The sequence below is a fragment of the uncultured Ralstonia sp. genome (genome assembly GCA_913056305.1).
Classification (GTDB): Bacteria; Pseudomonadota; Gammaproteobacteria; order Burkholderiales; family Burkholderiaceae; genus Ralstonia.
In genome coordinates this window covers 1-19,160 of record CAJXMR010000040.1, presented here as the reverse complement: position 1 = coordinate 19,160, position 19,160 = coordinate 1, and the positions used below count along the sequence as shown (strand labels likewise).

11 protein-coding genes and 1 pseudogene are annotated in these 19,160 nt (G+C 63.0%); 3 read left to right on the top strand and 9 right to left on the bottom strand.

All coding sequences use genetic code 11. From position 1 onward, the window contains the following. Window positions 1-24: 24 nt before the first annotated feature. The 4 genes from arsC to QZ609_RS09385 all read right to left on the bottom strand — a co-directional run bounded on the left by arsC (window position 25) and on the right by QZ609_RS09385 (window position 4,636). A complete protein-coding gene (gene arsC, locus QZ609_RS09400) occupies window positions 25-447 on the bottom strand; it encodes an arsenate reductase (glutaredoxin) (RefSeq protein WP_182611475.1) in 423 nt (140 codons plus the stop codon). Further along, complete coding sequence (locus tag QZ609_RS09395) at window positions 444-1,520, bottom strand: ArsO family NAD(P)H-dependent flavin-containing monooxygenase (RefSeq protein WP_182611492.1); 1,077 nt, start codon at window positions 1,518-1,520, stop codon at window positions 444-446. Before QZ609_RS09395 ends, arsC begins: the two co-directional genes overlap by 4 nt. Before the next feature lie 102 nt (window positions 1,521-1,622). Then, complete coding sequence (locus tag QZ609_RS09390; protein ID WP_182611474.1) at window positions 1,623-4,109, bottom strand: arsenate reductase (azurin) large subunit; 2,487 nt, start codon at window positions 4,107-4,109, stop codon at window positions 1,623-1,625. A 14-nt stretch (window positions 4,110-4,123) separates the two neighbouring features. Beyond that, window positions 4,124-4,636 (bottom strand): arsenate reductase (azurin) small subunit, encoded by a 513-nt coding sequence (locus QZ609_RS09385; protein ID WP_182611473.1) that lies wholly within the window; start codon window positions 4,634-4,636, stop codon window positions 4,124-4,126. Between the two features lie 242 nt (window positions 4,637-4,878). Here QZ609_RS09385 and QZ609_RS09380 point away from each other — a divergent pair, with 242 nt between their 5' ends. After that, window positions 4,879-6,189 (top strand): site-specific integrase, encoded by a 1,311-nt coding sequence (locus QZ609_RS09380; protein ID WP_182611472.1) that lies wholly within the window; start codon window positions 4,879-4,881, stop codon window positions 6,187-6,189. A gap of 57 nt (window positions 6,190-6,246) precedes the next feature. Here the strand turns inward: QZ609_RS09380 and QZ609_RS09375 are convergent, their stop codons facing one another. Then, on the bottom strand, window positions 6,247-9,180 hold the full coding sequence (locus tag QZ609_RS09375; RefSeq protein WP_182611471.1) for a Tn3 family transposase: 2,934 nt from the start codon (window positions 9,178-9,180) through the stop codon (window positions 6,247-6,249). A gap of 178 nt (window positions 9,181-9,358) precedes the next feature. Between QZ609_RS09375 and QZ609_RS09370 the strand changes: the two genes are divergently transcribed. After that, the gene (locus tag QZ609_RS09370) at window positions 9,359-10,669 is read left to right on the top strand and encodes a hypothetical protein (RefSeq protein WP_295493674.1); all 1,311 of its coding nucleotides are present in this window, start codon (window positions 9,359-9,361) and stop codon (window positions 10,667-10,669) included. Window positions 10,670-10,770: 101 nt separating this feature from the next. Here the strand turns inward: QZ609_RS09370 and QZ609_RS09365 are convergent, their stop codons facing one another. The 3 genes from QZ609_RS09365 to QZ609_RS09355 are packed head-to-tail and all read right to left on the bottom strand — an operon-like array spanning window position 10,771 to window position 15,784. Continuing rightward, on the bottom strand, window positions 10,771-11,280 hold the full coding sequence (locus QZ609_RS09365; RefSeq protein WP_008644281.1) for an acetone carboxylase subunit gamma: 510 nt from the start codon (window positions 11,278-11,280) through the stop codon (window positions 10,771-10,773). 23 nt (window positions 11,281-11,303) lie between these two features. Further along, window positions 11,304-13,628, bottom strand: coding sequence for a hydantoinase B/oxoprolinase family protein (locus tag QZ609_RS09360; protein WP_008644283.1), 2,325 nt, complete (start codon window positions 13,626-13,628; stop codon window positions 11,304-11,306). A gap of 11 nt (window positions 13,629-13,639) precedes the next feature. Further along, complete coding sequence (locus tag QZ609_RS09355) at window positions 13,640-15,784, bottom strand: hydantoinase/oxoprolinase family protein (RefSeq protein WP_008644287.1); 2,145 nt, start codon at window positions 15,782-15,784, stop codon at window positions 13,640-13,642. 325 nt (window positions 15,785-16,109) lie between these two features. Between QZ609_RS09355 and QZ609_RS09350 the strand changes: the two genes are divergently transcribed. Then, window positions 16,110-18,095 (top strand): sigma-54-dependent Fis family transcriptional regulator, encoded by a 1,986-nt coding sequence (locus tag QZ609_RS09350; protein ID WP_008644289.1) that lies wholly within the window; start codon window positions 16,110-16,112, stop codon window positions 18,093-18,095. Between the two features lie 50 nt (window positions 18,096-18,145). Here QZ609_RS09350 and QZ609_RS09345 read toward each other — a convergent pair. Beyond that, window positions 18,146-19,105, bottom strand: a pseudogene (locus tag QZ609_RS09345) (alkene reductase); the annotation flags it as partial. Between the last annotated feature and the right edge of the window lie 55 nt (window positions 19,106-19,160).

Below are 19,160 nucleotides of genomic sequence, written 5' to 3'. Positions count from 1 at the left end.
GCGCGCGGGCCTCGCCCCAATCCTTCACCCGACGCGCTGCCCAGTCGCGTCAATCACCACTTCTCCATCTTCCTTCGTGAACGGGCCTTGCTGCGGCTGCGGCAGGATGTCGAGCACCAGTTCCGATGGGCGGCACAGTCGGACGCCGAGTGGCGTCACGACAAACGGCCGGTTGATGAGGATTGGATGGCGCATCATCGCATCGAGCAACGCATCGTCGGTCAGCTCGACATTGCCAAGGCCCAGTTCCGCATACGGTGTGCCTTTCTCGCGCAAGGTCTCGCGCACCGTCAGCCCCGCGCGCTGAACCAGTGAAATCAGCTCATCGCGAGATGGCGGCGTCACCAGATACTCGACAATAGTCGGCTCGATGCCAGCATTGCGAATCATCGCCAAGGTATTGCGGGAGGTCCCGCAAGCAGGATTATGGTAGATGGTCACACTCATGCTTGTGCTCCAGATTTCAAGTTGAAAAGGTAGGTTTGGATTTCAGCTGCCGTCTCACGCGCGCTACGCATGACACCGATCAGGGTGGCGGAGGCAAAGCCGGTCCACTCACCATAGCCGACCAGCCATAGCCGGGGCTCGCGCGCACTGCGTGTACCGTGCGTCTCGACCGTGCCGTCCGAGCGCACGAGGCCGAGTGCCTCAAGGTGGCCGAGCGCCGGACGAAAGCCCGTGCACCACACGACCGCATCGATGGGTTCGCGCTTGCCACCACCCCAGATCACGCCGTCCGCCGTGAATCGCTCGAAGGGCCGAACGCTGCGCAGAACGCCGCGCTCGCGTGCTTCCTTGACCGACGGCACCATCACAATATCGCCCAGGCCACCGACCGGGAATGGGTCCGGGTGGCCCTCCATCCGCGCACGCCAACGCGTGGTGGCGCGCTCGAAGAGAACCCGTCCATCCACCTCATCCGGCAAAAACAGCGGGGCCTCAAGCGTGACCCATGAGGCATCCGCGACGCGGGACACCTCCGCCAGGATTTGCGCACCCGAGTTGCCACCACCTACGACGAGCACGCGCTTATTCTGCAGTAGAGTCGGGGCACGGTAGTGTGACGAATGCGCTTGGATACCTGCAAACAACTCGGTGCCTGGGTAGTGTGGCACATAGGGATGACGCCAGGTGCCGGTGGCACTTACCACGGCATGGGTCAACCACTCGCCTCGGTTGGTGACCACGAGCAGCCCATCCGAGGTAGGAGAGACCGACTCAACGCGCACCGGGCGATGCACCTCGAACTGATAGCGGCGCTCGTACTCCGACAGGTAGCGAACGACGTGCTCGCGCGAGGGATACGGGTCAGGTGAAGGCGGCATGAGCCAGCCTGGTAGCGAACTCCACTGCGCCGGCGAGAATAGGTGCAGGGAATCCCACCCATGCTGCCAGGCACCTCCTGGCGAGGGCTGGTCGTCGAGGATCGCAAAGGCAATTCCGGCGCGACGCAGGAAATAGGCAGTCGCCAAGGCGGCTTGCCCACCTCCAACCACCACGACATCGACACGGTTCACCAACACTCTCCTTGGGATGAGGCCGCAGCCTCGCTGCCGCCCCTCAGGGCGGTGCCCATTATCCACGGAGAAGGTGAAGGCCGTGTGGCGAAGTCCCGCCCGTCGTCAGGCTGTATCGAAGTGACGCCGCTTAAAGCTGACGGTGTCTTTGAAGTCATCCACTGTTCCGACTCGACGCACGTTTGCCCACGTGCCCTTGTAGTACGGAACTACATTGCGGTCGGTCCACGGTGTAGTGACGTTACCCATCACACCGTTGAAATGCCCGAACTGCATGAAGGTCTGACTCGGTTTGATGGTCGACTCCAGATAGGCGAGCGCGTAGGTCGAGCCGTAGTCGTTGTAGACCTCCACGACGTCGCCGGACTTGATGGAGAGCCCTGCAGCATCCTGGGGGTTCAACTCCAGATAGGCCATTGGGACACGTGCGCGCACAAACCGGTTGTACTGGTCGTGGTACATCGTCTGCCAAACCTCATTGACACGTCCGTTGTTGATCCAGAACTTGTACTTGGCTTTCTGGTCGGCCACTGGCTTGGGAAGCCCTGCCCACGTTGCGAGCTTGAACTCTGCCTTGCCGTCGGTCGTGTCGAACTTGCCGTCGGTATAGAGCATCTCCGTGCCGAGCAGCTTGCCGTCCCGATATTCCTTGACCGGGAGCTGCACGCCGTTGTTGCCCATCGCTTGCAGGCGCGCGTACGTGACGAGGTGGCCCGTATCTCCCCCTTGGCTGTCGATCTTGCCCGCACCTGGTTGACCCGCCTGGCGGAAGCCGTCGTTGAAAGCGTCTTCTTCGGACCGCCAGTCAAATCCCGCAAACCGCGCGGCCATGTCCGCTTTGCCTTCCGCTGCGTACATCCGCTTAAGCGTGTTGGCAATGTCGGCCGCGATCAGGCAGTCAGGCTTGGCGGTGCCCGGGGGATCCATGAAGCGTTGCGAGAGGCGAATGCGGCGTTCGCCGTTCATGGAGGTGAGGTTCATCTCACCAGGATGCGCAGCGGGCAGCATCAGGTGCGCGGCTTCCTCGAGTTTGGTCGGGTACAGGTTGATGTTGGTCACAAACAGGCCGCCCTTGTTGCGGACGGCGTCGTAGATAGCATCGGCCAACTCGCCCGCTGGGCGCCCGCGCAGGCGGGCCATCGCCTCCCTGACAATGCCCGACCGGCGCAGGATGACGGCGCGATGTTCCTGCGCATTGAGTGTCGTCTGGAACGGATTCGCGCCCCACGCCGTGTACATCAACCCCTTGCCTCGGATGATCTCCTGGTCGACATAGATCTTGGACTTACCCGGGTATGGCGGACGCGCATAACCTTCTTGATGGCCACCCATGCGGACCACGCCGGTGCCGCGTCGGCCCACGTTGTGGGTGGCCAGCACGAGGTCCACCAGGGCGGACTGGATGAGATAGTTGTCGTTGCCCCAGATGATGCCTTTCTCATACGCATGCATGGTCCTGGGACGTTGCCCCGACACACCAGGCTTATAGGCCCACTCCGCAGCTTGCCGCAGTTTCTCCACGGGGAGCCCCGTGACGCGGCTGCATTCCTCGAGCGACATGCGGTTGGCCTTCATCGCAGCATCGAATCCTTTCGTGTACGACGCGATGAACGCAGTGTCATGCCAGCCTTGGTCGATCACATACGTGAACAAACCGTTGAACAGGGCCGTGTCTGTTCCGGGCTCGATGTCGAGATGCAGCACATTGGGCTTGCCGGCAACCTGCTCCGCGATCGCAACAGTGGAGGTGCGCCGCGGATCGACAAAGATGATCTTCGCCGGCACAGGAGTTTCCCCTGGGAAGCGCTGCTTGCGCTTGTCCACCGTCTGGCCTTGCAGGTTCGGCAGCCAATGGGCCAGGAAGTAGTTGGTCTGCGTTTCGTATGGATTGCAGCCGACGGCGACGATGACATCGGCCAACTCCGCGTCCTCGTAGCTGTTGTTCAACTCGCCCACGCCCATCTCGCGCGTTGCGTGGCACTCCGAGTTGTACGCTGGCCGGTTATGGATGCGCACGAGGGGCGTCTGCAGGGCAGTGAACATCAGCTTGCCAGTGCCCCAGGTGTTCTCGAAGCCGCCACCGGCGCCACCGTGGTCGAAGCAATCAAACGCCAGCCCATCAGGGCCGTCGCGGTCGAGGATGCGTTTGATCAGCCCCGCGTATAGCGCCAGCGCATCCTCCCAGCTGGTATCCACCCATTGGTCGGATACATAGATTCTCGGGTTGCGCAGGCGTTCTTTCCCAACGCCATCGGGGTTGTACATCACCTTGGCCAGTTGCCCGCCGCGCGTCGACGACAGACCCTTGTTGACCACGCACGCCTTGTCCGGAACGATCATGATGTTGTAGCGCCGCCCGTCACGGTCGCTGACCGTGTTTTGCATGGCGGGGGTCATGATCGCCGTTAGCGGCGGGACTTGCCGTCGGAAGTCCAGCCCAAGCGCGTTCTGTCCGGGCGCTCGTCCGCCCTCCGTTTCCTCAGGCCATTTGTAGACGTGGTAACCACAGCCCACGATGCAGAAATGGCAGGTCAGATTGCTTTTCTGAGCGGTGACGGGTGGCAACGCCATCCGATCCTTGTTGGTCGCCATGGCAGTGGCCCCTTTTACAGCAGATTGGCTTGACGCCCGTAAATCAATCCCTCGACCGCCACTGCTTTGACGGTGCCGTCTTTTGCGCTGTACTCGAGCGCGATGACCGGAAGGTTCTCAGTGGCTTGCCCGATCACCATCTGACCTGATTTTTCCGGATCGAACATGCTGAAGTGACAGGGGCACTTGAATGCGCGGACTCCCGCATCGTAAGTAACCGGGCAACCCATGTGTGTACACAGCGTGCTGTAGGCCACGATGTCCTTGTCCGGACCGACGCCGCCCGGCACCGGTGTTCCCATCTTGATGACGGTGCAAGGCGAGGATGCGTCGGGATAGAGGAATGCAATGGGCTCATTGACACGCAACCGATCAATGCGCGTCACCGTCTTGGCGGGGTATGGCAGCGTTGTGCGGCCCGGATCTGCAGTTGGTTGCGCGGTGGCTGCCGAGGCAGCATTGCCGGTCGTACCAATAGCGGCGGCACCACCCGTCGCCTTCAGGAACTGCCTGCGACTCAAGGACATGTGTCTCCCCTCCCACTGGAAGAGTTGAGCCTCGCGTGCGCGGCGCCGTCCCGTTTTTGTATTCGACCGGGTGCGTATCGTTTGCCTAAAGGCTCGATATCTCCATAGATATCGATATGATTTTTAGTGCACGGCCACTTTGAATGCAAGGTATCGGCCACCCTCTGGCCAGCACTTTCTATTGTGCGGCCCAGCATGCAGTTGAGAGACAATTGCGACAGCGAGACAGCACGCAGAGGGTCATGTCCAACGTTGAGCGCTACATCGAGGCCGCCACGCGCGACAATACGCGGCGTAGCTACCAGTCGGCGATTCGGCATTTCGAGGTCGAATGGGGCGGCTTCCTGCCTGCGAGCGCTGACAGCATCGCGCGGTACCTGGCTGACCATGCGCAGACGCTTGCCATTAACACGCTGCGCCAGCGACTTGCTGCGATCGCACAGTGGCACGTCTTGCAAGGGTTCCCAGATCCGACCCGGGCACCACACGTGCGGAAGGTGCTCAAGGGAATCCAGGCGCTACACCCGGCACAGGAGCGGCGCGCCAAGCCTTTACAGCTCACCCAGTTGGAGCAGTTGGTGGCGTGGCTCGATGCCCAAATCGCCACGGCCTCGACGGCCAGAGACGGCCACCAGCTCCAAGTCCACACCCGCAACAAGGCGCTGGTGCTGATCGGCTTCTGGCGGGGTTTCCGGTCAGACGAGCTGAGCCGGCTGCAAATCGAGCACATCACCGTCGAACCCGGTCGCGGCATGACCATCTTCCTGCCGCGCACCAAGACCGACCGCAGCCACGCCGGTACGACGCACCGGGCACCAGCCCTGTCGCGTCTGTGCCCGGTGGCGGCCTATGAGGCCTGGCTGGCCGCCTCCGGTTTGGCGGAAGGCCCGGTTTTTCGGCGCATTGATCGCTGGGGGCGGATCGGCGACGAAGGCCTGCAGGCCAGCAGCGTCGTGCCCTTGCTGCGAACGCTGCTCCAGGATGCCGGCCTGCCACAGGCGGATCGCTACAGCAGTCACTCGCTGCGGCGCGGCTTTGCGACTTGGGCAAACGCGAACCAGTGGGACCTCAAGATGCTGATGGAGTACGTCGGTTGGAAGGATGTCCGCTCGGCCATGCGCTACATCGACGCGGCGGACCCGTTCGCGCAGCACCGGATCGAAATCGCGCTGGCACCGCCGGCGCCACTCGTGCCGCCACGGGCCACCATACCCTCGGCGCCGGTGCCCGAACGACGTCCCGCAGTCCCACCCAAGCCTGCGCCCGAAACGCGGTTGACGGTGGACCTGACGATCGAGCGCAACAGCAAGTTCGTGCGCGGCAAGTCCAAGGCGCGCCGCTGGATCGAGCAGTTCTGTCTGTCTCAGTACCAGATGCGCGTGGTTGAGCAGCGCCGCCCCCGCTACGAAATCGTGATGCCGTTCGCTGCCGGGCCGGAGCTGGAGCAAGCCATCGAGGAGTTGCTCGCGGACATGCACGATCAGGCGGATCTCTGCAATTGCTTTGTCGAGGTCACGCTGCACGACCCGGTGACCGACACCTACTGGAGTTGATCGCGCGAAAGGGTTCGCGTATCAGCCGAGCCTGGTTGCCCGATGGCGGGTTGGTTCTCAGGTACCGCTCGCGCGCCGCCTGGGTGCCGCCTCCAATAGCGAGTCCTGGTACAGGTGGATCGGGAAGCTCAAGATGCCCCGGAAGTTCACATGCGCGAAGTGTGCGGGCCCCATGCGGCGCAGCCAATCGTCGTCGATCCGCTGTCCCTTGCGACGCCAGGTATCCACCGTCGCCTGCATGCGTTGGGTATTCCAGGCAATCACCAGATTCGTCAACAGTGTGAGCGACCCGGAAATCGCGATCATTTCGTCCTGGCGGCGCCCGCGATCATGCGGAACCTTGCTGGAGTAGATGGCCCGTTGGAGCTGGTGCACGGATTCGCCACGGTTAAGCAACGTGCGCAGTTCCCGCCGGAACTCGGTATTGCTGAAGAAGTCGCACAGGAACAGCGTGCGCAGCATCTTGCCCAGGTGATCGGCTGCCCGGTGGATGGGGTCGCCTTGCGCGGCACTGCCGAACCGCTGTAGGGCGACGATGGCGCTCACCCGGCCGGAGTAAATGGAAGCCACCAGGCGCAGCAAGCCATCCCAGCCGTCGCGAATAGCCTTGAGCGAAATATCATGCGAGACGGCGGCCGTCAATCCGTCCGCCACCTGCAGGCCGCGCGGCAAGTACAGCTTGCGCTCCGCCAGATTGCGCAGCCAGGGGCACAAGTCAAAACCGAGCAGTTTGGACACCGCCATCCCCACGTTCGTATAGCCATGGGTGTCAACCGCGAGCCGGAGCAGCCCGCCGTCGGTGCGGGTCTCGTTGTGGCGTATGACGCCCTCGATCGCCACGCCGGTCTGGCGTTCATTGAGCACCATGGGCTGGTTGTAGGCGATGCCGTGCTGATCCAGCACGTGCGTGTAGATCCCGACGGCATGGGTGCGACGGCGTGGATCAGCGCGCGCATAGAACAGGTACGGGGACGTGTCCAGGCTCATCGAATCGCTCGACGCCTGCTGACCAGTCCCCCACAGTTCGGTGATCGGGTGCGTGCGCTGGAATTCCACCACCCGTTCGTTCGCGCGACGCAACCGCCCGGGCATCTCAAGCGCACGCATCGCCGTTGAGACGTGAGCCGTATCCAGTTGCGGGATCATGGCTGCAACGCCCTTGGCCTCAAGCTCGGTGCCGTGAGCGATCAGCGCGGCGTAGAGCGAGATCAGTTCGTGCGCATCACGGGCCTTGCGCGCCAGCAGCACTTCGCTGAAATTGGTACGGGCATCCATCTCCAGGATCATGTCGGCAAACTGCGCGCTGCCGATGTCCTTGAAGAGCAGATCACGGGTGCGCATGGGTGTGCCGTCGGTTTCCGCCGCTTCGAGCGGCGAGAGATGCAGCACACCGGTCGCGTCAATCGTGAAGTGACCCGCCTCACGGGCCTCGTCTAACGCCGCGAGGCCTGCCTTCAGATGATCCGTGAGGCGGTTGAGGTAGGTGTCCGCCTGGTTCGGCAAGCCAAGCGAGGACAGGTACCGGTCCCGCTCGGACTCCCACTGTGCCGGCGGGATCAGCAACTGGTCGCGCTCCCGAAACGACAGGCTATGGCTGATCCACACCGTGCCGCGACGCAGCCCCTTGCGCAAGCCCATGATGGCGCTGGCCTCCATCGCGCGCAACGCGCACTTGCGGTCTTCGCCGTCGACCAGGTCACGCCAGCTCACGCTCACCGGTACATTGCAATCGGGTGGCAGTTCTGTCGCGCCCTGGTCGTGCAGACTACCGATGAACTCAAGCTGCCGCATGGCCGGATCATTGCCGTTGCTGGCAAATTCCAATTCCCGCAGGGGAGCTATGAGGTTGCGGATACGGTGGTGATCTTCCGTGAGCGTTTCGCGCACGCTGGCGGCGTGGCTTGCCGGGGGCTTGGCAGACAAGCCTTCCAGCAGCTTGCCTATGTCCGCCAGCCGTTCTTCGGCCGAGCGGCGGGTATCGTCGACCAACCCCTTGATCTCGACCAGTTGCTGCCGGTACTCGACCGCCGAGCGGGCTTGCTTCGTCGTGGTCTTGTTGTAAGCCTGCCGAACCAGGTCGGAGACGCGTCGCCCGGTCTGGTAGAGCATCGCATCCGTCAACTCCAGCAGGGTCACGCGCAGAAAGAACACCAACTCAATCGTGCGCGTCGAGGCCTTCAATTCTCGGACTTTGGCGGGGCGGCGCGCCTGGATACGCTGGCCGTAGGCACGCTGTTTCTCGATCGGGATCGCATCAAACGCCCAGGTATGCGCGCCGAGATCCTTGAGGAACCGGATCTTGGCGAGCGTCTCGCTCATGGTCGACGGGCTGTGTCGTGCCGGCGGAGTCTTGAGCCATTCCAGCACGGTCGTCCCCGACGCGGCATGCTGCGCGAACACGGCAGCCTCGGCTTGCGCTATCTGCACCAGCGGGACGACCGCTTCAATCGTGGCCAGCAGATCGCGCTCGATGCCCGCCCAGATTGAACGGGCCACGTCTTGCAGCGACCGCGTGGAGGGAATCAGAATCCGCCGCTCATACAGCCAGCAGTGCGCGTGCTGGACCAACTCATCAAGCGTCAGCGATTCGGCGGCATCCTGTCGCATCCAAGCTTCGAGCCCGGTCCACTGGTCGTCATCGATGCGTGTCAGACCGAGGTATTGGCAGGCCCAGACTTGGTGCTCGTAGAGCGTCGGGTATCGCTGATAGATGGTGCGGAGCGAGGCGATTGTCGGGGTTTCGACGCCGAGTTTTTCGCCCACGTAGCGCAGCAACTGACGGGGGAGTGTGTTGAGTTGGTCAAGCGTATGGCCACTCGCGCGCAGAAAGATCAACTGGATGGCGGCTCCCGCACGGCCGGCACGCCGAAATTTCTGGTTGATCGCGGCGATGTCGCTGGCGGTCAGCGCGAAATATTGCTCGACATCGAACTCCGACAAACGGGTGGGCAAGCTGTCTCGCCCCACATAGCGAAATTCCAAGCCCGGCATCTTCCACCCCCATCCAGGTGACGCGATCCGAAATCGCGGGCGCACATCGTACTCCCGAAGTCACTTGATGGCAGCAGACAATTGTCGGCATTGCCTGGGATGCCTTATCAGCAAAGGCTTTGCGGGGAAACCGTAAGAAAATGCACGAAAAGGACGACTACCCCAGATGGAAGCCGGCATGAGTCGCGATGAAGCGGTACGCGCGGTACAGGCACTGCTGGGCAGCAACGTCGATCCGACGGCCGACTTCGTGGCCAATGGCGACGCTGCCACCACCGCGAAGGCCATCGCCATCATCGACACGATCACCTCGCTGGCCAAGGACGGCAAGGCCGATGCCACGATCGTGCGCAACGTGCTGAACGCGATGGTCACCAAGGGCGACGTGGCTGTGACGCAGGCCGATGTCGATACCCAGGCCGCCAAGCCGCTGTACACGCTGGCCGATGCCTCCAAGGTATTGGCGGCGCCGGTGTACAGCTACATCGATTCGCTGATGACGAACCTGGGCTCCCCCACGCAAGCCGTCATCCAGATTCAGAACAATGCGCTGCGCAAGGACTACCAGGCACGCCAGACCGCCGGCGGCGCCTGGGAGGCGGCCGCCAGCGACTTCGTATCGCTGGGCGATCCGACGTCCGAGTTCGACATGAAGGCCGACGGCACCTGGACCAGGCTCCTCCAGCCCTCCGATCTGAAGGCACCGCTACCGCTGACCACCATCGGCCACCGGCTCGCCGGTACCGATCCGGTAACCGGCATTACGTTCCAGTACGAATCGCGCGACGTGGACATGAGCAACCTGCCGGCCTTTGACGCGGTAACAGGCGGCCGGTTCGGTCCCGACACCTCGCTGGCCCCGGCATTGCAGAATGCAAAGCTGCCGGCGGGCACCCAAGGCTACCTGGGCATCCAGTCATACGACACGGACCGTGTGGTGCTGCCGATCGACCTTGGCGGCTGCCCGGTCCCCTACCAGAGCAACAGCCAGTGCCCGATCGCCCCGGGACTGCCAACGGCCTACCCGTCGGCGGTCATCAACGACACGGCGCTGCCCAGCCCGCTCACGTCGATCCGTCAGCTCGTGGGCCGCACGATGATCGAGCCGGTGATGAGCCAGGTGAAGGTCCAGATCAACGCGGATGGCACGGCGCAGTTCTCGCTGCTGAACTCGGTGTTCGGTTCGCAGGTCAGCCCGGGCCAACCGCTCGGCATGACCGCTTACACCACGGTCACCGGCAAGTGGTCCATCTATGCGCGCAACGAAAACGTGATGGTTTTCGACATGTCGCGCGATGCCGCTGCCACCGTGGCAAGGCTGGGCTGGAACGCCTGGCCGGTGGGACAAGGCGCCAAGCTGGTATTCGCGCTACGCGATGGCCAGCTGCATAGCGGCGTGCTGTTCCCGGCGGGCTACACGGAACGTGCCTATCAGTTCCGTAATGGCCTGCCCAGCGTCCTGACTACTGCGGTCAATCAACCGCGCTGATGCATTAGGGCAGTGACGCACTGAGGGGCGCCGGACGGCGCGGAGCGGGCGGGCTGCGCCACCCGCTGCTTCGCACCGTCCGGCAAACCTGTCCTACCCGATCAGTCTGGTGCCCGCTCGGGCACCGGCAGGTGCACCCACTCCTTGTAGAACGCGTCGATATCCGGCTCGAAGTCGTGGATCACCGGATACCACGGGGTGGGCGCCTCCACGTCATGCATCGCGCCGCACGACGGACAGTAGTACTCGCGATACACCTGCCAACTCGTATCAGGCGCCATCAGCGTCGGATAGACCTCGGCCATGGCCTCCTCGGTATCACGCACATAGATGGAGGCATGGAGCTTCCAGTTCTCGCGGTAGTCGCAGAACTCGTGGCCGCAGTCGCACTTGACCACCCACTTCTTGCTGGCGGCCGATTGCACGATATACATGTGCGGGCTGAGCGGCAGCACGATGCGGTCCGGAAAACTCACCTTCGCCTGCAAGGCCGCCAGGTACTGCTCGAAGCGGCTTTCGTCCTTGGGCATCGACAGCATGCGGAACGTGGTTTCCCAGTCGAGCTTCCCCTCGACGAGGTGGTCGACTTGTTCGTTGGTATAAACAGACATGGTTCGACTCCTGAGTGCGGTGGTTACTCTTCGACCTGGACGACGGTGGTGACGTCCGGCATCAGCGACAGATCCATACGGTGCTTGGCGCCATAGGCCGGCACACCCAGTTCCTCCTCTTTCACGTGCCATGCCTCGGGCAGGTTCCAAAAGTCCTTGAAGCTCTGCGTGAACTTCTCCGACAACGCAAAGCTCGTGGCAAACATGTGCTGCACCTGGACCGATGCGTGCTTGTTGAGAATGCGCTCGCGCTCCTCCTTCATCCACTCGCGCGTCGGCACCGCGCGCGCCAGGCGCTCCTTGCGGATCTCCGCGCGACGCTTTCTGGTCTTGGCGGCATCCACCGCGAACACACCCCTGGCGTCCTGAGCGAACACAGCGCCATAGACCTTCTGCGCATACTCAGGCAGCAAGAACTTCTGGTTGAGGTCCGCCTCGATTGCCTTCGAGTCCCGATCGAGTGGATCGCCGAAGCCCGGGCCGCCGCGCAGGTAGTTCAGGTAGAGATCGTGGTTGGCATAGCAGTCCTCGGTCGTGATGCACTGCTTGTCGCGCTTGACCTCGGCGGTGGCGTCGATATGGCGCTCGTAGTCCGGATTGGCCGGGTCGATGTCGCCGCCAAGCGGCAATGAGTCGCCGCTGGCAATGCGCTGTTCCAGCCCGGTGCGGTGCGCTTCGAAGCGATACCCGGTGGCCGACGGATAGCCACCCATCATGCCCCAGTCGCTGTTCATGAAGCCGTTGCCCATGAAGAACATCGTCCAGTCCTGGGCGTTCCAGACCATGCGCAGGGTCTCGAAGCCGCAGCCGCCGCGATACTTGCCGTAGCCGCCGGAGTTGGCCTTGACGTTCCGGCCCAGGTAGAGCAATGGCTCGGCCATCTCCCAGATCTCGATGTCGCCCATGTCGCCTTCCGGGTTCCAGATGGCAGCGGCGTGGTTGAGACCGTCCTTGACTGCGCACGCGCCTGTGCCGCAGGAGCTGGCCTCGAAGCTGTTGACCGCGTGAATCTCGCCATCCTGGTTGATGCCGCCACCCTGCAGCCAGTTGGAAGTATTGGCGTTGCCCGCGTTCACTTCCTCCAGATAGCCACGGCTGAAGTACGACTGAGAGAGACCACGCCACAGCGCCGCCCAGCCGGACACCAGAAAATGCCAGGCATACGCATGGCCGGTGCGCCGGTCATCGGGATTGCACCATGTGCCCTTGGGCAGCCGGAACTCGGTGGCGAAGTAGGCGCCGTCGTTGATACGCTGGGTCGGCACCAGGGTCTGACACATCATCACCCAGATGCCCGAGGTGAAGGCCACCTGGTGGGCATTGAACGTGTGCCAACCCCAGCGGCTCGCGCCTTCGAAATCCAGGCGCCACTTGCCGTCCGGGCGGATCGTCATTTCCACCGGCGAATGCATGATGGAGTCGAGCTTGGCAAAGGCGTTGGAGACCTGCACGTCCGGATGCTTGTACGGCACGTCGACGAACGATACCTTGCGGTACTTGCCTGGCAGCGTCATGGCCTTGATGCGGCTCAGGAGCCCGCGGCGGCCTTCCTCGATGACTTCGTAGCCGAACTTCTCGTAGGCCTCGATGCCGTCGGCGCGGATCACCTCCTCCACCAGATCGCGAATCATGTGGCAGCCGGCGATGCGGGTCCGTTCGTCGAGAATCCAGTATTTCGGCGTGCGTACCGAGCGCTGCGACTCATGCAGCCAGTCGCGGAACGGCACATCGTTCGCGCCCGTCTTGCGGCACGTGATCATGTAGCCGTCGCCGAAGCGTTGCGTCTGGCCCGTGGACATGGAGCCTGGCGTTACGGAGCCCGTGTCGATGACATGCGTCACGCCGCCCACCCAGCCGATCAGCTTGCCTTCCCAGAAGATCGGCACGATCGTAGCGATGTCGCATGGGTGCACGTTGCCGATGGAGCAGTCGTTGTTCGTGAACATGTCGCCGGGATGGATGCCGGGGTTGGCCTCCCAGTTGTTCTCGATCATGTACTTGATCGCCGCACCCATCGTGCCCACGTGGATGATGATGCCGGTGGAGGTCAGCACACAGTCCCCGACCGCGTTATACAGCGTGAAGCAGAGCTCGCCCTCCTGCTCGACGATCGGGCTGGCGGCAATCTTCTTGGCGGTTTCACGTGCATGGACCAGTCCACCCCGCAGCTTGGAAAACAGCTTCTCGTATCCGATCGGGTCGCTGTCCCGGAAGTCCAGACTGGTAAGGCCGTTGTAGTGGCCAGATTCTTCGGTACGGGCGAGGATGGCGTCGCGAAATTCCTTGAGGGTCTGGCCGTTCTTCAACAGATCGGCGAACCCGACTTCCTTGTTGCTCATCATGTTCATGATGTGTCTCCTTATTTGACTTCCTTGAGATGGAACAGGCGGTGCTTGTCGATCGTGGTTTCGAAGCCGCCCGGCACCACGAACGTGGTGGCGTCGGATTCGATGATGGCGGGACCCACGATGTGGTTGCCGGCCTTGAGCGACTCCATCTTCCAGAGCGCGGCATCCATCCATTCCTTGTGGCGGTAGAAGGGCCTAACCCCCAGGTAGGCCTCCCCGGGTGGCGTTGGACCGGCGTCCGGGTCCTCTGGCAGCACGGGCTTCTGCGTGACCACCATGCCGCGCAGGATGGCTCCCGTGATCGAAAAGCCCAGTTCCGGCGAGCGGGCCGAACTGGCGTAGACGCGCCCGTAGGTATTCTCGAACGCGTCGACGATGCGGTCCCAGTCCTCGGCGGACGACGCGGTGGCTACCGGCGAGACGATCTCGAGATCATTGAGCTGCCCCATGTACTGCATCTTGTAGCCCGGGATCAACACGACGTCCCTGGCATCAAAGCCGTTGGTCCGGAACTCCTCGATCACCTTGACGGCCAGTTCCGACCACGCTTCCTGCAGGATCCGGCACGCGGTCTCCTTGCTGGCGTCCGGTGCGAATTGCCCGACACCGAGATCCACCGATTTGTCATAGCGATACTCGAAGTCCGCGCAGGCGCAGCCGAAGGCCGAGAAGCCAGCCGCCCAGGCCGGCACCACCACGTCCTTGAAGCCGACGCCGCCGGTGTATCCGTAGGTATGCACGGGGCCCGCGCCGCCGTAAGAAAAGCATGTGAACTCGGCAGGGTTGTAGCCCTTGGCGCTGATGTTGGCGCGCAGATACTCGGACAGCGTGAGGTCCAGCAATTCGATTACCCCTGCTGCCGCGTCCTCGACCGACAGCCCGAGCGGATCTGCGATCTGTACCTTGATGTGCTGGCGGGCGCGTTCCACATCGAGCTTGATCGCACCGCCAAGAAAGTTCTCCGGGTTCAGATAGCCCAGCACGACGTGGCAGTCGGAGACGGTGACCGTATCCAGCCCGCTCTCCGGCCAGCAGGTACCCACGCGGTAGCCGGCGCTGTCGGGCCCTAGCTTGATCGACTTGCTGTACGGGTCAAGCCGCACGAAGCTGCCAGCGCCCGCGCCCACGGAGTCCATCGCCACCAGCGGCAGCGACAGCACGAGGCGCGCCATGTCGGGGTCCGACTTGATCGCGAAGTTGCCCTTGGTGATCAGCGCCACGTCGAAGCTGGTGCCGCCGATGTCCGAGCATGCGATGTTCTCGTCGCCCAGCGCCTCGCCCAGGAGCTTCGATCCGATCACGCCACCAATCGGCCCCGACACGATCGTCCGCGCCAGTTCCTTCGCCTTCCAGCTGATCGTGCCGCCATGGGTGGCCATCACACGCAGATCGAACTTGGCACCGTGTTTCTTGAAGCGGTCGCTGACCTTCTTCAGCGTCTGCCGCGAGGGCTCCGCGCCGTAGGCCTCGAGGATTGTGGTGTTCATCCGGTGGCTTTCCTTGCGCGACGGGTAATAGTCCACCGACGCAAACACCGGGACATCGACCTTCAGCTTCGTCAGTTCATCCTGCACGATGTCGCGCGCACGTTGTTCGCTGGACTCGTTCTTGTGGGATTGCAGCAGACAGATGACGATCGCCTGCGACTTGGCCTCCACCAGTTCGCGCGTGGCCTGCCGGACTTCTTCCTCTCGCAGCGGAATGACGACCCTGCCCTGCACATCCGTGCGCTCGGTCACGCCACGCGTGCGCGAGACAGGCACCAGCGGTTCGTCGTAGCGATGCGTGTTCAGGTGAATGCGGTCCTCCAATGCGTAGCCCAGATAGCTCTGCAGCGCACGCCCCATCGAATGGATCTGCTCGAAACCGCGATTGCAGATAAGGCCGACGTCCAGGCCCTTGCGCATAAGAATGCGGTTGAGCATCGCCGTGCCGGAATACACGCAGGTCAGCAGTTCCGGGTAGACGTCATCCACGGTGCGCTCCCAGTGCGCCAGCGCATCCTCCGACGAGTTGTAGATGGCCAGCGATTCGTCGCCGGGGTTGCTCTGCGCCTTGCCGACCACGAACCGGCCGTCCGAGCGCACGAAGAATGTATCGGTCATCGTGCCGCCTGCATCGATGCCCATCACCTGTACGGTGGAGTGGGATTGCATGTTGTCTCCTGTCATTGGTGTCATCGTCGTGGGAGGTCCCACACACCCTTCATGGCAAGGGACATGCCAGGCGGCATTGGCACCTGCAGGAGCCGATCACATGTGATTGAAATCAATGCCTTGCCGTCACCGACTGGCCAGTTCGGGCATGGGGCAATCAACGCCCAACGTTGTGCAATTTCCGGACGTCTACGCGAAAGTGTCCGGATTCCGGACACTTTCGCGCCCCTGCTGCACAGCACAAACCCTTGATTGCAAAGAGAATTGTTGACTTGCGAAAAGCGTGGGGCTACGGTTGCCGGAATCAACTGAGAGTGATCGCTCCATGCCGTTCACCCACTACGGCACTCTGGTCCCCCGCATCAGCGACGAACCTGTCGTGGCCTCGGCCTGGGAACGCTTCCTGCGGGACCATCCCCATCATCCACATGAGGGGGATGGCGTACGCAGAGTTGTCCTCGCTTCCTGGCAGCGGTGTCGTTCCGAGGCTGTCGACCCGACCCTGCATTCGGCGCCGGGCGCCGCCGACGATCGCCTTCGCCAACTGCGCACCCAAAACCGTGACCTCTGCGACGCAGCGGGTCCGGCGCTCGAAGGCCTGCGCGACATCTTGCGCGAATGCGGCACGCTGATCATGCTCAGCGACACCGACGGCACCATCCTTCAGCTCAATGGCTCGACCCGCGTGCGCAGCGTCGGCGAGGAAGTCAACCTTGCCATGGGCGGATGCTGGAGTGAGGAAGTGATCGGCACCAATGCCATCGGCACCGCGATCGCCACCGTCGCGCCGGTGCAGATCCATGCCAGCGAGCATTTCTGCTGGGACGTCAAACGCTGGACCTGCGCCGCCGCGCCGATACTCGATCCGTTCGGACGTCACCTGCTTGGCGTCGTTGATGTATCGGGCGTGAAGGAGTCATTCCACGGGCACACCCTCGGTCTGGTGGTGGCGGCGGCCCGGCAGATCGAGAGCGAGCTGGCTCGGCGCGACGTGGCGATGCACGAGCGGCTGCTGGCCCGCTCCATCGACGATTTCGTGCGCTATGCCAGCGACTTCGTGGTCCTTGCCGATTTCCGCGGCCGTGTCGTTCGTATCAACGGCCACTCGCAGGCCGCCGGGGATGCCCATGGTGTACGTTTCGCGCTGGAGACCGGCAGCGCGATACCAGGGCTCGACCTCACACAGACGGAGGTCGATCAAATACGTCAGCGCCCGGGCTGGCTGCGGCCCGAATGGCTTCACACGGTCAAGGATCGCGAAGGACTGCTCGGCACGATGCTCGTGATTCCACTCGCGGCACGCCCGGGCCGGACCAGCATTTCACTCCCCGCCGCCCCGACTGCGGTGACAACGGATGACCCGTTCACCGAGATCATCGGCGAGAGCGAAATTCTCGCCGCCACCAAGGCACGCGCCCGCCGTATCGCGTCGCTCGATCTGCCCGTGCTGCTGGTCGGTGAGACCGGCGCGGGCAAGGAGCTGTTCGCACGCGCATTGCATCGGTCTGGCAAGCGGCCCGACGGTCCATTCGTTGCCGTGAATTGCGGCGCTCTGACGCGCGAATTGCTGGCCAGCGAGCTATTTGGCTACGCGGAAGGCGCCTTCACGGGGGCGCGTCGCGGCGGCCATCCCGGAAAATTCGAACAGGCCGCAGGCGGCACGCTGTTCCTCGACGAGATCGGCGAGATGCCGCTCGACATGCAGCCGCATCTATTGCGTGTGCTGCAGGATGGCGTGGTGGTTCGTCTGGGGGATACGAGGGAGCGGCAGGTATCGGTGCGACTTGTCGCCGCGACCAACCGCGATCTGCAGAAGGAAATTGCCGCCGGGCGCTTTCGCGAGGATCTGTACCACCGTCTCTGCGCGGTCAGTCTGCAGCTTCCGGCCTTGCGCGACCGGCCTGGCGATATCGAGTCCATCGTCAATCACCTCAACCACAAGCTCGCGCGCAAGTACGGGTGCCCGCCGAAGCGGATCGAACCGTCGGTCTATCAGACACTGGTGCGCTATCGCTGGCCCGGGAATATTCGTGAACTACAGAACGTGTTCGAGGTCATGTTCGCGCTCGGCGAGAACAATGGCATCGATGTGTCGATGTTGTCCTCCCTCGTCGAATCCGGGCCGGCCGGAGACGCGACGGCTCTGGCCCCGATACCGATATCGGCAGCGTCTGGCCGCCTCGACGATCTGGAGCGGCAGGCGATACTCGCCGCCATCAACGATGCGCGCGGCAACCTTTCAAGGGCCGCCAGAACGCTGGGGATTTCAAGAAGCACGCTCTACGTCAAGCTTGCCGCGATCCGGACCTAAGGACATAGGCCCGGATGCAAACCTGCCCGTAGAGCGCGCAATGCCGAAGATCAGGCCAATGCCGGATAGTCGACGTAGCCGTGCGGGCCAGTACCACCGTAGAGCGACGCGTCCTCGAACGGACTGTTCAGCGGCTGGTTCTCACGGAAGCGACGCGGCAGGTCGGGGTTGGTGATCATCTTGCGGCCGAACGAGACCATGTCGGCACGGCCGGCGCGGATCGCTTCTTCGGCCATTTCCTTGCTGTAGCCGTTATTGAGCATCCACACGCCCGAGTACAGGCGGTGCAGCGCCTCGTAGTCGAACGGCACGTTGTCGCGCGGGCCACCCGTGTAGCCTTCGACCACGTGGATGTACACCGGATGGAGTTTTTCCAGCTCACGCACGACGTATTCGAACAGCGGCTGCGGATTGCTTTCCACCGCATCGTTGACCGGCGACACCGGCGCCAGTCGGACACCCACGCGATCGGCACCGATTTCGGCAGTCACCGCCGCCATGACTTCAAGCAGGAAGCGGGCGCGGTTCTCGATACTGCCGCCGTAGGCGTCGGTACGCTTGTTCGTGCCATCGCGCAGGAAGGCATCGAGCAGATAGCCGTGCGCGCCATGCACTTCGACGCCATCGAAGCCAGCCTTGATCGCGTTGGCTGCGGCGACGCGGAAGTCATTCACGATCTCCGGAATTTCCGAAGCTTCCAGCGCGCGCGGCAGCGAGCATTCGACGTAGCCCTGGCCATTGATATACGTCTTGGCATTGGCCGCAATGGCCGAAGGCGCCACCGGTGCCTGATTGTCCGGCTGGAAATGCGAGTGCGACATGCGACCCGTATGCCAGATCTGCAGGAAGATCTTGCCGCCTTGCGCGTGCACGGCGTCGGTTACCGTCTTCCAGGCCGCGATCTGCTCGGGCGTGTAGACGCCGGGGGTGTTCGTGTAGCCCTGGGCAGTCTCCGAAACCTGCGTGGCTTCGGCGATGATCAGGCCGACGCTGGCGCGCTGGCGGTAGTAGGGGTCTCCTCGTTTTCAGTGCAATAAGTGACGGTACGAAAAGCTAGCACTGGCG